Source organism: Streptodolium elevatio (assembly GCF_040649515.1).
GTDB classification, from domain to species: Bacteria; Actinomycetota; Actinomycetes; order Streptomycetales; family Streptomycetaceae; genus Yinghuangia; species Yinghuangia elevatio.
This window is the reverse complement of record NZ_JBEZFP010000042.1, coordinates 1-13474: the sequence shown is the minus strand read 5'-3', so window position 1 is coordinate 13474 and position 13474 is coordinate 1. Positions and strand designations below refer to the sequence as shown.

Genomic DNA, 13474 nt, shown 5'->3' with positions numbered 1-13474 from the left:
CCGGAGGCAAGTGTGCCCGTGCCCCACCCCTTCCCGGTCCGCCGCGTGGTCACCGGTCACCGGGACGGCCTGCCGGTCGTCGCGGCCGACGGCACGCCGCCGGTCACCGTGGCGTCGCCGACGGGCCACGGCCTTTCCGAACTGCTGTGGCTGACCGGGGCGCCGGGCACCGCGGACGACGGCGGGGAGCCCGATGCCGCGCTGCGCGGGTCGTTCCCCTCGGAAGGTGCGGTCGCGTGCCGCCTGATCCGCTTCCCGGCGGCCGCGCCGGGGACCCCGCTCGACGAGACGTGGCTGCGCGTTCCCGGCGACGATCCCGGGCAGCCGGGCATGCACCGGACCGAGACGCTCGACCTCATGGTGGTCCTCGACGGGCACATCGTCCTGGGCCTGGACGACGGCGAGCACGCCCTCGGCAGCGGTGACGCGGTCGTCCAGCGCGGCACCCGGCACCGCTGGCGGGTGGTCGGCGACAGGCCGTGCACCTTCCTGTCCGTACTTCTGTCGCCGAACCCCAAGGCCGCGGCGTCCGACCGGCCGACCGCGGACGCCCCCGCGGACGCCCACATCGCCCCCACGGCCGAGCCGCGCGACGGCGCGCCCCGACTCCTGGTCACCGGCGCGGACGCGGACGGGCGTTCTTTTGCCGCGCTGTCCGGCGCCGCGGCCCCCGCCTTCCCGCCCGCCGGCGTGGCGTTGTACGACCTGTGGCAGACCGGCGGCCCGCTCGGCAACCCTGGGCAGGGCTTCGCCGGGGTACCCGAGGGTGTGCCGTGGGCGCTCGAACCCCTCGGCGGCGGAGCGGCGTTCCGGAGGGTGGAGCTCGCGGCCGGGCACGATCCCGGCGAGGCGGGGTGGCACACGACCGAGACGATCGACGTCGGCGTGGTGGTGTCCGGTTCACTCGAACTGGCCCTGGGGGCCGAGGAATCCGACGCAACGTCCGCCGTCGTCCTGGGTGCGGGCGATACCGTGGTCCAGCGCGGCACCCGGCATCGCTGGCGCCCGGTCGGCGCCGAACCCGCCGTGCTGGTCTCGGTGATGCTCGCCGTCACGAGCGGGTGACACAGGCCGCGGGGTGACAGGGCCCGAGGGTGAGCAGCGGTCGCGCGCGGGCGGTCGTCCCGCGCGCGGCCCTCACCAGCGCATGTAGACGTCCTCGGCCCAGCCGAGCAGGTTGTCGACGACGACGTACTCGCCGTGGTCGGTGCGCACGCTGCCCGAGTAGCGGCCGAAGCACTGGTCGGTGCGGTTCGCGAACAGCCCGATCTCGGTACGCGCCCTACGGTCGTGGAACGGCGTGAACACCAGGTCGACCTGGTCGGATCCCGGAGTGCGGACAGTCCAAGGCGCCAAAAAGTCGGCCGTGGAGTACTGCCAGTCCAGTTCCTGGTCGATCTTCGTGACGCGGCCGTCCACGCACAGGGCGTTCTCGGTGGCGCCGGTACCGATGGTCCACTTGCCGCCGAGTTGGAGGCCGACCGTACGCCCGCCGCAACGCCCCGCCGCCGCACCCCAGTTCCATCCGACCCGGCGCGGCCAGCGGCCCCGGCCGTGGTCGAGCGTGCCCCACGCGTCGTCGCCGAACGCGTACACGTCGCGGCCCACCCGGACCTGGCCGGTCGCGGGCAGTGCCACGTGCTTCGAGGTGTACTGGAACCGCCGTGGGCTCCAGGGCACCACGACGCTCATCGTCTCGTGGCCTTCCGGGTGCGCGACCAGCAGGTCGGCTTCCAGCGGTTGCCGCTCCGGGGTGACGCACCGCGCCCGCAGCCGTGTTCCGGCCTCCTCGCGGCGGATCTCGATCCGCACCCGGCCGCCCGTCGGGCGCTCGGGGCCGACGACCACATCGGTGTCCTGTTGCAAGGCGTCGGGTGTCGCGCCGGGCGCTGCGTGCAACAGGGGTGCGCCGGCGATGGTCTCGGGCAGGCGGGCGGCTCCACCCACCGGCGGGACGACGTCGGTGCGCTCGATCTCGTACCCGCCGTAGGCCAGGAAGTGGACGGCATGCACGCGGAAGTAGTCCAGGTCGCCGACCGTGAGCGCGATCAGGTGCGTCGGTGTCGTGACGCACCAGTACTCCCAGCGCTTGGTGCGCCCCCAGCCGCGCAGGTTCGCGCGGTGCAGCGGCGTCCGGGACCAGCCCACGGCCCCGGGATTCAGCCGGCCGTCCGCCAGGCACAGGTCGACCGGGCCGGTGATCTCTCGTTCCCCCGATGTCATCGGGTCAGGCTACCCACCGGCATGTCGGGGGCAAGGCGCGGCACCGATCCGCCAGGGTGTCCCGGCTCCTGTCCTTCCCGCCGGACCGGATGGGACAGTTGGCCGTGCCGGGGCTCACCGGCCGGGGCTGCCACCTGCCGCTGCGCCGACCACCGCGCGGTACGCCGCCTCGACCTCCCGGGTGACCTCGTCCGCCGAACCCAGCTCCCGCAGACGCCGATGCCCCGAGCGGCCGAGCCGGGCCCGCTCGCAGCCGTCGGCGAGCAGGCCGTCCAGCGCCTCGGCGAGGGCACTGACGTCGCCCGGCGGCACCAGGATCCCGGCCCGGCCGCCGTCGAGCTGGTCGGGCACGGCACCGACCGCGCTGGCGATCACCGGCACTCCGGCGGCCATCGCCTCCAGGACCACGAGCGGCGCGCCTTCGGTGAGCGAGGGCACGCACAGGACGTCGGCGGCGGCCACCGCCCTGGCCCCGTCGGCGCGTTCCCCGTGGAAGCGCATCCGGCCGCCGAGTCCCAGCCCGGCCGCGAGGCCTTCGAGGCGGTGCCGCTGGTCGCCGTCGCCGACGACGCTGAAGGTCACGTCGGGGTGGGCGTCGGCGACGAGCGAGGCGGCGCGTACGAAGAACTCCACGCCCTTCTCCGGCCGCAGGCGCGCGACCACGCCGACCACCGGACCTCCGGGCCGCCCGGATGTGCACTCGGGTGTGCGCTCGGGGCCAGGGGCGGCGGCCCGCGCCGACCCGAACAGCGCCGTGCCCACGACGCGCACGCGGCCGCGCAGCACCCGGTCGCTCGTACACAGGCGGTTCCGGATCTGCGGCGACACGGCCAGCACCAGTGCGCATCTGCGGTACAGCAGGCGGCTGTACGCGCAGGCGATCCGGCCGCGCCACGACGCCATGCTGTGCTCGGTCACCACCACCGGGACCCCGACCAGCGGTCCGCCGAGCGCGGCCGCCATCGATGCGGCGTGCACATGGGCGTGCACCACGTCGAAGCCGCCCGCCCTCGCCATGCGCGCGATGCGCACCGCGAAGGAGACGCTCAGCCGTTTGGCGACATGACGCCGCCCCAGCACCACCACCGGCACGCCCGCCCGGGCGAGCCGTTCCGCGGACCGGCCCCCGCCTTCCGTGCAGGCCAGAACCACACGGTGGCCGCGTTCCGCCAAGGCCACCGCCAACCCCACCACTTGGTCCTGCGCGCCGCCGATCCGCAGATCGTCCACCGCGAGCAGAACGCGCAGCCGCGCTCGGTCGTGCACCCCACCCACCCCACCAACCTGTCAGACGCCCTCATGCTGCACGAGTCCCGGAGGGGGGACAGCGCCGGGCAGCGGACGCGCCCTCGATCGGATGGCCGCACTCCACCCGCGCGTGTGGTTCCACGTCGCGGTGGCGCCCTCCCCCCGGGGCGGCGTACGGCTCAAGGCTCGATGAGCCCGACACGGATTGCGTAGCGGGTCAGTTCGAGCCGGTCCTTGAGGCCGAGCTTCTGCAGCATGTTGGAGCGGTGCCGCTCGACGGTCTTGGCGCTGATGACCAGGAGTTCGGCGATCTCCTTGGAGGTGTGGCCCTCGGCGACGAGCTTGAGCACCTCCTCCTCGCGGTCGGTGATCGCGCGCTCGGGCAGCGCGCCGCCGTCTCCGCCGCGGTCGAGGTAGTGCCGGACCAGGGTGTTGAGCGCGCCCGGGTAGACGAACGGCTCGTCGCGCACGGCGGCCCGGCAGGCCTGGACGAGGTCGCGGTCGGCGACGGACTTGAGGACGTACCCGCTGGCGCCGACCTTGAGTGCCTCGAAGAAGTACTGCTCGTTGTCGTACATGGTCAGGAACAGCACGCGCGGCGCGGGTCGCAGCCGGGCCAGTTCGCGGGCCGCCTGGAGCCCCGTCTTGCGGGGCATGGCGATGTCCAGGACGGCCAGGTCGACGCCGCCGCCGCGGACCGCCGCGACGGCCTCGGCACCGTCCGCGGCCTCCGCGACCACCGTCAGATCCGGCTCGTTGTCGAGGATGAGCCGCACGCCACGGCGTACCAGCGCGTGGTCGTCGGCGAGGAGGATGCGAGTGGGCCGTTCCGTCACGCCCGGCTCCCGGCTGTACGCCCCGACGCGGCCCGCGCCCCCGCCGCGCGCAACTCCGCGGGCGGCGGCACCGACAGGCGCAGGACCGTCCCGCCCGAGGGCCGCGTCCCGACCCCGAGGCGGGCGCCGATGAGCAGCGCGCGCTCCCGCATGCCGCGCAGTCCCGCGCCCTCGGCCGCGCCGCCGGGTCCCCGCCCGTTGTCGCGGAGGACCAGGTCCACACCGCCGGAAGCGGTGCGCGCCAGCGCGAGCACCGCCTCGTCCGCCCCGGAGTGCCGAGCCACGTTCGTCAGTCCTTCCTGTGCCACGCGGTACAGCACGAGTTCGGCGTCGGCGCCCAGCGGGGGCATGTCGGCGCCGATCTCGTGCCGGATGACAAGGCCTTTCGTGGTGAAGTCGGCGGCCAGCGCCCGCAGCGCGCTGGGCAGCCCCAGTTCCTCCAGTACGCCCGGTCGCAGCCGCCGGGCGATCCGCCGGACCTCGTCGAGGCCGTCCCGGCAGGTCTCCTGGGCCACGACCAGGTCGCCGCGCGTCGCCTCGGGGGCGTGGTCCGCGGCGTGCTTCAGCTGGAGCAGCACCGCGGTGAGCGTCTGCCCGACCTCGTCGTGCAGCTCGCGCGCGATCCGGCGGCGCTCGTCCTCCAGCGCGGACAGCACGCGTGCGCTGCTGCCCGCCCGCTCCGCCTCCAGGCGGTCGAGCATGCTGTTGAAGGTAATGGTGAGATCGGCCATCTCGGCGGGGCCGGTCGCGGTGGGGCGGGCACCCGGGCGCAGGAGGTCGGCGGCCGTCATGGCGCGCGTCAGGCGGCGCATCGGGGCGAGCGCCATACGCAGGATGAGGGCGTTGGCCACCAGCATCGCGATCAGTCCGGCGACGATGACCAGGGCCTCGACCAGGTGCACCGGCGTCGAGACGGTCACCGGGCCGAGCAGCAGCAGGGCCGCGGTGACCAGGACCACGGCGTTGAGCAGGAAGATCCGCCAGAACAGCGACACGGTCTCGCCTTTCCCGGTGGTTCTCGGAAGGCCGCGGCCGACCTTGCGGGCGGGCCGTCCGGCCCGGCGTACGGGAGGCGCGGCCCGGCGCCGCGGACCGGCTCCGGTACGGACCCGGCCTGCGGGAACAGCGTCGCGACCATACCTCCCGGGGCATTTTTCCGGATCATCGGAGCAGGTGTCCATCCGTGCCGGCACCCATGTCCCCCGCACCTCGGCGGATGGCAGCATGACGCGTCGTCCACCCGGACGGCCACTCGGAGAGTAAGGAGAACATCCGTGCCTGCCCCGCGGATGAGCACCACGCCTTTGCCCGGCATCGGCGTTCAGTACGACCTCACCACGCGCGAACACCGGCACCTCTCGGTGGTGGCCCATCGGGACGGCGCTCGCACGGTGAGCGTGTACCGCGCGGACGACCCGGACGCGTGCGCGCAGTCGCTGCGCCTGACCGCCGCCGAGGCGGCGTCGCTGATCGACGCGCTGATGCCGGCCCACCACAGCCCGAACATGCTGCACACCACCGACCTCGGGCTGGTGGCCGAGCGGATCGAACTGTCGGGGCACAGCCACTGGAACGGCCGGACGCTCGGGGACACGCGGATGCGGACCGAGACCGGCGCGTCGATAGTCGCGGTATTGCGGCGTTCGGGGGCGGTGCCGTCCCCCACCCCGGACTTCCGGTTGGCCGGGGGCGACACCCTGATCGTGATCGGCACCCGCGAGGGCGTGGACACGGCGGCCTCGATCCTCGGACGGGAGTGACCCGGTGCATTCCGCGGTCTTCCTGATCGAGTTCGGAGCCATCATCCTCGCGCTCGGCCTGCTGGGCCGGGTCGCGGGCCGCCTCAAGTTCTCTCCCATCCCGCTGTACCTGCTCGCCGGACTGGCGTTCGGCGAGGGCGGCCTGCTCCCGCTGGGCGCCAGCGAGGAGTTCGTCGCCATCGGCGCCGAGATCGGCGTCATTCTGCTGCTGCTCATGCTCGGTCTGGAGTACACCGCCAGCGACCTGGTGTCGAACCTGCGGACGCAATACCCGGCAGGTCTGGTGGACTTCGCGCTCAACGCGATTCCGGGCGCGCTCGCCGCGTTCCTGCTGGGCTGGGGCCCGGTCGCGGCGGTGGTGCTCGCTGGCGTCACGTGGATCTCGTCGTCCGGCGTCATCGCCAAGGTGCTCGGTGACCTCGGCTGGGTCGGCAACCGCGAGACGCCGGTCATCCTGAGCATCCTGGTCCTGGAGGACCTGGCGATGGCGGTCTACCTGCCGATCGTCACCGCGCTGGTGGCCGGGGTCGGCATCGCGCAGGGCAGCCTGACCCTGGCGATCGCCCTCGGCGTGGCGGCCCTCGTGCTGTTCGTGGCCGTCCGGTACGGGCGGCTCATCTCGCGCTTCGTCTCCAGCGACGACCCGGAGAAGCTGCTCCTGGTGGTCCTCGGCCTGACGCTGCTGGTCGCGGGCGTCGCGCAGCAGCTCCAGGTGTCGGCCGCGGTCGGCGCGTTCCTGGTCGGCATCGCCCTGTCCGGCGAGGTGGCCGAGGGTACGCACACGCTGCTGAGCCCGCTGCGGGACCTGTTCGCCGCGGTGTTCTTCGTCTTCTTCGGCCTGCACACCGATCCGGCGAGCATTCCGCCGGTGCTGCTGCCCGCGCTCGCCCTGGCGCTGGTCACCGCGGCGACCAAGGTGGCGACCGGCTACTGGGCCGCGAAACGAGCCGGTGTCGGGGTCAAGGGGCGCTGGCGCGCGGGCGGCACGCTCGTCGCGCGCGGCGAGTTCTCGATCGTGATCGCCGGTCTCGCGGTCACCGCGGGCATCGAGCCGAAGCTCGGCCCGCTGGCCACCGCGTACGTACTGATCCTGGTGGTCATCGGCCCCCTGACGGCCCGTTACAGCGAGGTCGTCGGCACCAGGTTCGCGGACCGCACCGCAGAGAATCGTTCCGTCGTCGCCCCGCGCACCGCCCTCGACGACGTCCCGCCCACCCCGGTCTCCACGACCCCGGACCCGGACAAGGACGGCACCCAGGACTGATCCCCCGGTTCCGGCGCCGGCCACGCCACGTCGCCACAGCGCCCCCGTCGTCGGCCCCCCGGACGGCGGGCGAAGCCGTCGCGGCGCGGCCGCGAACTCGTGCCTACGGCGTCATCGACCGTGTCGACTGCTCCGGCACCGGAGTACGCGTGCACGCCCCATCACCATGTGCGGAGCGATCACGATCGTCCTGGCCGTCGCCTGTCACCGCCGTCGTCGGCAAGGCGCGACCGCAGGCCCCCGACCGACCGCCGTTCGGGTGCTCTCCGCGAGTCGTGCCGCCGGGCCCGTCCGGGCGCGTGGGTTGCGCGCGTGCACCTGGTCGTCGGCCTACAGTGTTGCCGGGGTGTGCAAAGTTCGACGCAAAAGCCTTGTGCGGTTCGGTCATTGGTCCCCGGTGAGCCGCGGCGGAGGATCGTGGCATGGATCTTCTGGACAGGCTCGTGGACAAGGGGACGCGCGGCGCTTCCGCGGACCGCGCCGACGCACTGGCCGTGCTGGCGACCGCGGACGACGAACTCCTGGACGTGGTGGCCGCCGCCGGGCGGGTCCGGCGCCGCTGGTTCGGGCGGCGGGTCAAGCTGAACTACCTGGTCAACCTGAAGTCGGGCCTGTGCCCGGAGGATTGCACGTACTGCTCGCAGCGCCTCGGCTCGGAGACCGGCATCCTCAAGTACACGTGGCTGAGCCCCGAGGAGGCGGCCGCCGCGGCCGCCGCGGGGACCGCCGGGGGCGCCAAGCGGGTGTGCCTGGTCGCGAGCGGCCGCGGGCCCACCGATCGGGACGTCGAGCGCGTCGCCTCGACCGTCGCCGCCATCAAGGCGCAGAGCCCGGGCGTGGAGGTGTGCGCGTGTCTGGGACTGCTGTCGGGCGGCCAGGCGGAGCGGCTGCGCGAGGCGGGCGTGCATGCGTACAACCACAACCTCAACACCTCGGAGGAGGTCTATTCCGACATCTGCTCCACCCACGGGTTCGCCGACCGCGTCGATACCGTGCGGCGCGCCCACGACGCGGGGCTGTCGGCCTGTTCGGGGCTGATCGCCGGTATGGGCGAGTCGGACGACGACCTGGCCGACGTGGCCTTCGCGCTGCGCGGGCTGGGCGTGGACTCGGTGCCGGTGAACTTCCTGATCCCGTTCGAGGGAACGCCGCAGGAGGGGCGCTGGGACCTGACCCCGCAGCGCTGCCTGCGGATCCTGGCGATGGTGCGCTTCGTGTGTCCCGACGTCGAGGTACGCCTCGCCGGCGGCCGCGAGATCCACCTGCGGACCCTTCAGCCGCTCGCGCTGCACATCGCCAACTCGATCTTCCTGGGCGACTACCTGACCAGCGAGGGCCAGTCGGGCCGGGCCGACCTCGACATGATCGCGGACGCCGGGTTCGAGGTGGAGGGGACGGGCGCCGCGACGCTCCCGGGACGTCGTGACGAGGACACGTCCGAGGCGGCGGGGCGCGCCGACCTCGTTGCGCTGCGACTGCGCGGTGCGGGAACCGAGGCACCGCCGAACGCGTGACCGCAAGCCGCGGGCCCGGCGGCGACACGGGCGCCGGCGGGCCGGGCGGCACCGGCGCCGTTCAGCAGCCGTGCCCGCTCAGCAGTGGTAGGGGTACGACGCCGCCTCCGCCGCCGCCCGCTCCGCGTCTCCCGCGTGGATCGCCTCGACCAGCCGCGTGTGGTCCATCGGTTCGTCGGTGGCCAGGTCCGTGCCCACGTCGTCGCGCAGCCAGTCGCGGAGCAGGGCGCCGAGGTCGGCGTACAGCTCGGTGAGGACGTCGTTGTGGCCTGCGGCGACGACGGCCATGTGCAGGCTCGCGTCCGCGGTGACGAACGCCTCGGCGTCGCCCGACGACCACGCGGTGGCCCGGCGGGCCAGCCAGGTGTCCAGTTGCCGGAGGTCCTTGTCGGTACGCCGGGTCGCGGCGAGCCGGGCCGCCGTCGACTCCAGCGTGGCGCGTACCTCGGCGACGTGGCGCGGATCGGCGTCGGCGAACCGCCTGTGCATGACGCCGGACAGCTCGCTGGTGGCGAGCACGTAGGTGCCCGACCCCTGCCGGATGTCCAGGAGCCCGGTGTGCGCGAGGGCCCGGACGGCCTCGCGGACCGTGTTGCGCGCGACGCCGAGTTGCTCCACGAGCTCCGGCTCGGTCGGGATGCGCGACCCGACCGGCCACTCGCCCGAGGTGATCTGCGCCCGCAACTGTGCCGCCACCTGGTCGGAGAGGGCCGCGCGTCGCGGTGAGGTCAGGGGCATGCCACTCCTTCGGTGCGACACCGAAGCAAGCCGGGGTCAACTGGACAGCCAATCATCCCATGATTCTATGATGGCAGTCATGTCCCACCACGAGAGCCCGTCGCCGCGCCGCGCCCAGGAGCCGGACGCGCGGGCGCGCCGGCCCGAGAGCATACGCACCGACCACGCTCCGGCAGACCTTCAGGACTCCGGCCCGGGCCCCGCCGCGGCCGCCTCCGTGCTGCCGCGCCAGGGCGGCGTACGGGCCCCGCAACCGCCCGGGACTTCCGCCAGGCCGCAAGACTCGCCGCTCCCCACCTGGTTCGCCGGGGTCCTCACCGTCGGCATCGTGCTCGCGGCCCTCAACCTGCGGCCCGCGATCACCAGCCTCGGCGCGCTCCTCGAGGAGACCCGCGACGGCCTCGGCATGAGCGGGACGGTCGCCGGTGTGCTGACTTCCGTGCCGCCGCTGTGCTTCGCGGTGTTCGGCATCACCGCGCCGCGCCTCGCCCGCCGCTTCGGCCCCGCCGCCGTGGTGTGCGCCGGCATGGTCGCGGTCACCGCCGGCATGGTGATCCGCCCCTTCGCGGGCGGCACGGTCGCATTCCTCGCCGCGAGCGCGTTGTCGCTGGCGGGCATCGCGCTCACCAACGTCCTGCTGCCGGTGATCGTCAAGCGCTGGTTCCCGGACCGGGTCGGCAGCATGACGGGCCTGTACTCGATGGCGCTGGCCATCGGCACCTCGGTGGCCGCCGCCGCGACGGTGCCCATGACCGATGCCCTCGGCGGCAGTTGGCGGGCCGGCCTGGGCGTGTGGGCGGCGCTCGCCGCCGTCGCGGTGGTGCCGTGGGTGCCCGTGGTACGCGCGGCCCGACGTGACCGCCGCGAAGCGCCCGCGCCCGCAACCGCTGCCGCATCCGGCACGACTCCCGCCGGCGCAACCACCTCCGGCGCCTCCGGCGACGGCAAATCCGTCGGCGGCAAATCCGTCGACGGCACGTCCACCGACGGCGACGCACCGGCGGAGCGGGCTCCCGGGGTCGCACGCAGCCGTACCGCGTGGGCGCTCGCCTGCTACTTCGGCTTCCAGGCCACCGCCGCCTACATCACGATGGGCTGGATGCCGCAGATCTTCCGGGACGCCGGGGTCTCGGCCGGTCAGGCGGGCGTACTGCTCGCGGTCACCATGGTCATGGGCGTACCGCTCGCGTTCGTCATCCCGCGTCTGGCAAGCCGCCTGCCCCACCAGGGAGTTCTGGTCGCCGCCCTGGGCGCGTTCGGGCTCGCGGGGTACGCCGGGCTCTACTTCGCCCCCGCCGGTGGCGCCTGGGCCTGGGCCGTCCTGCTCGGCATATCGAACTGCGCGTTCCCGCTGGCGATCACGATGATCGGCCTCCGGGCGCGGTCGGCGGCCGGCATGGTCGGGCTGTCGGCGTTCGCGCAGAGCGTCGGCTATCTCATCTCGATCCCGGGCCCGCTGCTGGTCGGCGTGCTCTACCAGCACACCGACTCGTGGGACCTGCCGATCGCGCTCATGGCGGCCCTGATGGTCCCTCAGATCCTCTTCGGCGTACGCGCCGGCCGCAACCGCCAGATCGAGGACGAACTGCGGCCGGTCGTGACCGCCTGACGGAGGGCGGCGAGGCCGCGGCCTACCGCAGGATGCCGGTCGGCCGCGGCAGTCCGGCGGCCTCGCAACTCTCGTAGTACGCGCGCAGGTTCGCGGCGGCGTCGGAGACCGCGACGACGTTGCCGTCCGCGTCCAGGTACTCGGTGATGCCGTGCACGATCGTCAGCGTCTCGGTGACCTCGGCGTTGTCGGCCGGCACGAAAAGCGTGTGCGTCGAGCCCGGCGGCTCGTACAGATAGGAGCCCGCGCGGTTGACGAAGCCGTGCTCGCGGTAGCCCCACGCCCCGGACAGCGTGAACATGTGCACGGCGCCGATGTGCCGGTGGGTGCCCACCTCCAAGCCGGCGGGCAGGCGTCCGGCCATGACGTATGTGCCCTCGGCCAAGTCCGCGCGCAGGAGCCGCATCATGGTCCCCGGGTACGCGACGTTCTCGACCCAGGGGACGTCCTCCACACCCACGTGTGCCGCTTCGGGTATCACCGTTAAGCCCCTCGTCTCCGCGCCGCCCCGCGTCCGACTCTAGAACGGCCGCACACGCGCCGGTTCAGCCGGTCCGGCCGACTCAGCCGACGCGGCCCTGTGCACCCGACGCGCCCGAGACGCCCGAGGCGCCCGACGCTCGCGGCGACGCCTGCGGGAGATGAGGTGCCAAGTGGTGCCCCGGTGCCGCGGAGAGGATCCCCGGCCAACGCCGCCGGGCGCCCTGTCTCGTGATGCGGCACGCGTTGCCCAACTGCGGGTACCCCGCGCCCGCGTCGGCGGCCAGCGCGGCGGCGTCCTGCATATGCTCCTCGACGGCACGCTGGATGTGCATCAGGACGCGGAGTTCGGCGAGCGCGTCGCGGCGGACCGCCTCGTCGTGCGGCGCGTCCGGGTCCCGGGGATCCCGGAAAGCGGACCGGGTCAGGCGGTGCGCCAGGTCGGCAACGGCCGCATGCGCCACCGCGGCGATCTCGTCCTCCGAAAGGACGGACATGAAGGGTGTGCCGGGCATAGCGAACACCATAGATCGGCCGCGTCGCGACAACAACGACACGAGGGCGCTCGGCGGTCCGCGCTTCGTCGTCCCCGCGGCGTGGCGCGCGACGCGGCGGCGAGGGGACGAATCGCCTTCAACCACGCAGGTATTCGTCCAGTTTCCGCAATGCGCCCTCTGGGGCTTGCGGTGCGCGCGTGACACGGAATAATCCGGTGCGCTGAGCGGACGGCCGTTTCCGGCCACGTTGCCACCCCCCGGACCCGCACCGGTGCGGCGTTCGCTCTTCGTCGAGCGCCCGCCGATCCCCGGAGTTTCCTGTGCGACGCAGCACTAAAAAGTACATATCGAGCGCGGCCGGCATCGGAGCCGTCGCCCTCGGCCTGCCGGTCGTCGCGACCGCCCCCGCCTACGCGACCGGCGAACACTGCGAGAAGGCCGCCGTCGAATACTCGCTCGACGGCGGAGACACCTGGACCAGCGACGGCCGCATAAACCGGGCCACCCCGGTCACCAAGATCCAGGTCCGCCTCAAGACCGAGGTCAAGAACTCCTGCGAGTACGCGGTTTCGCTCGCGTCCTACTCCGCCGAGGGCCCCACCTGGGCCACGTCCGGCACCCAGGCCTTCCTCGGCTGGGACACGACGACGCTGCGGAAGGGGAAGAAGCAGGCGGAGCTCGACGTCTCCAAGTACGCCCCGGAGTGCTTCGGCCAGATCGACCTGTACGGCAACGGCAAGAAGTACGACGGCGTCCAGGAGCCCCTGCCGCGCTACCCCCACGCCAAGTTCCCCAAGGACCTGATCACGGCGTGGAACGGCGGCGACAAGTGCGAGACGCCGCCGACCACTCCGCCCGCCACCACCCCGCCGGCCACCACGGCGCCGCCCGCCACCACGACGCCGCCGACCACCGCGCCGGCCACCACCACGCCGCCCGCGACGAGCAAGCCTCCGACCTCCGCGAGCGCTTCGCCGAGCACCTCGACCAGCAAGCCGCCGACGTCGACCGCTCCGGTGCCGACGACGACGGACACCGAGGCTCCGGTGGGTCAGCCCGAGGTTCCGCCGACGACCGAGACCGCCCCGCCCGCCCTCGCGGACACCGGCGGTGACAACAACGCCGCCGTCATGATCGGCGCGTCCGCCGGCGTCCTGCTCGTCGGTGGCGCGGGGGTCCTGTTCTGGAACCGTCGCCGCAACAACGGTGGTACGCCCGCCTGAACAGGCAACGCCCGGTGAACCGGCGGCGCGCGCGTGACGCGTGGCCGCCGGGACACCGCGTCGGCCCGGTCGGAATCACCCG

13 protein-coding genes are annotated in these 13474 nt (G+C 73.5%); 6 read left to right on the top strand and 7 right to left on the bottom strand.

Annotated features, from left to right (window positions below; translation table 11 throughout):
• Positions 1 to 12: 12 nt before the first annotated feature.
• On the top strand, positions 13 to 1065 hold the full coding sequence (locus tag AB0C36_RS17965; RefSeq protein ID WP_358355110.1) for a cupin domain-containing protein: 1053 nt from the start codon (positions 13 to 15) through the stop codon (positions 1063 to 1065).
• A 72-nt stretch (positions 1066 to 1137) separates the two neighbouring features.
• On the opposite strand, the gene AB0C36_RS17960 is transcribed toward AB0C36_RS17965, so the two are convergent.
• The 4 genes from AB0C36_RS17960 to AB0C36_RS17945 all read right to left on the bottom strand — a co-directional run bounded on the left by AB0C36_RS17960 (position 1138) and on the right by AB0C36_RS17945 (position 5302).
• The gene (locus AB0C36_RS17960) at positions 1138 to 2223 is read right to left on the bottom strand and encodes a DUF2804 domain-containing protein (protein WP_358355109.1); all 1086 of its coding nucleotides are present in this window, start codon (positions 2221 to 2223) and stop codon (positions 1138 to 1140) included.
• 114 nt (positions 2224 to 2337) lie between these two features.
• Positions 2338 to 3489, bottom strand: a complete 1152-nt coding sequence (locus AB0C36_RS17955; protein ID WP_358355108.1) for a glycosyltransferase family 4 protein — start codon at positions 3487 to 3489, stop codon at positions 2338 to 2340.
• Between the two features lie 161 nt (positions 3490 to 3650).
• On the bottom strand, positions 3651 to 4307 hold the full coding sequence (locus AB0C36_RS17950) for a response regulator (RefSeq protein ID WP_358355106.1): 657 nt from the start codon (positions 4305 to 4307) through the stop codon (positions 3651 to 3653).
• Positions 4304 to 5302 carry a HAMP domain-containing sensor histidine kinase gene (locus AB0C36_RS17945; RefSeq protein WP_358355104.1) on the bottom strand — a complete coding sequence of 333 codons (999 nt, stop codon included), beginning with the start codon at positions 5300 to 5302 and terminating at the stop codon, positions 4304 to 4306. Before AB0C36_RS17945 ends, AB0C36_RS17950 begins: the two co-directional genes overlap by 4 nt.
• Before the next feature lie 294 nt (positions 5303 to 5596).
• Here AB0C36_RS17945 and AB0C36_RS17940 point away from each other — a divergent pair, with 294 nt between their 5' ends.
• From AB0C36_RS17940 to bioB, 3 genes are all read left to right on the top strand, one after another.
• A complete protein-coding gene (locus AB0C36_RS17940) occupies positions 5597 to 6067 on the top strand; it encodes a cation:proton antiporter regulatory subunit (RefSeq protein WP_358355178.1) in 471 nt (156 codons plus the stop codon).
• A gap of 4 nt (positions 6068 to 6071) precedes the next feature.
• Positions 6072 to 7331, top strand: a complete 1260-nt coding sequence (locus AB0C36_RS17935) for a cation:proton antiporter (protein WP_358355102.1) — start codon at positions 6072 to 6074, stop codon at positions 7329 to 7331.
• 422 nt (positions 7332 to 7753) lie between these two features.
• A complete protein-coding gene (gene bioB, locus AB0C36_RS17930; protein WP_358355100.1) occupies positions 7754 to 8845 on the top strand; it encodes a biotin synthase BioB in 1092 nt (363 codons plus the stop codon).
• A gap of 78 nt (positions 8846 to 8923) precedes the next feature.
• Here bioB and AB0C36_RS17925 read toward each other — a convergent pair whose 3' ends face one another.
• Positions 8924 to 9583: a FadR/GntR family transcriptional regulator gene (locus AB0C36_RS17925; RefSeq protein ID WP_358355099.1), complete on the bottom strand. Its 660-nt coding sequence runs from the start codon at positions 9581 to 9583 to the stop codon at positions 8924 to 8926.
• A 79-nt stretch (positions 9584 to 9662) separates the two neighbouring features.
• Here AB0C36_RS17925 and AB0C36_RS17920 point away from each other — a divergent pair, with 79 nt between their 5' ends.
• Entirely contained in the window at positions 9663 to 11192 is a 1530-nt protein-coding gene (locus AB0C36_RS17920) for a CynX/NimT family MFS transporter (protein ID WP_358355098.1), read from the top strand.
• A 22-nt stretch (positions 11193 to 11214) separates the two neighbouring features.
• Here AB0C36_RS17920 and AB0C36_RS17915 read toward each other — a convergent pair whose 3' ends face one another.
• Together AB0C36_RS17915 and AB0C36_RS17910 are read right to left on the bottom strand one after the other, a co-directional pair.
• Complete coding sequence (locus tag AB0C36_RS17915; protein ID WP_358355096.1) at positions 11215 to 11673, bottom strand: 2,4'-dihydroxyacetophenone dioxygenase family protein; 459 nt, start codon at positions 11671 to 11673, stop codon at positions 11215 to 11217.
• An 82-nt stretch (positions 11674 to 11755) separates the two neighbouring features.
• Complete coding sequence (locus tag AB0C36_RS17910) at positions 11756 to 12187, bottom strand: hypothetical protein (protein ID WP_358355095.1); 432 nt, start codon at positions 12185 to 12187, stop codon at positions 11756 to 11758.
• 302 nt (positions 12188 to 12489) lie between these two features.
• On the opposite strand from AB0C36_RS17910, the gene AB0C36_RS17905 reads away from it, so the two are divergent.
• The gene (locus AB0C36_RS17905) at positions 12490 to 13392 is read left to right on the top strand and encodes an LPXTG cell wall anchor domain-containing protein (RefSeq protein WP_358355094.1); all 903 of its coding nucleotides are present in this window, start codon (positions 12490 to 12492) and stop codon (positions 13390 to 13392) included.
• The last annotated feature ends 82 nt before the right edge of the window (positions 13393 to 13474 follow it).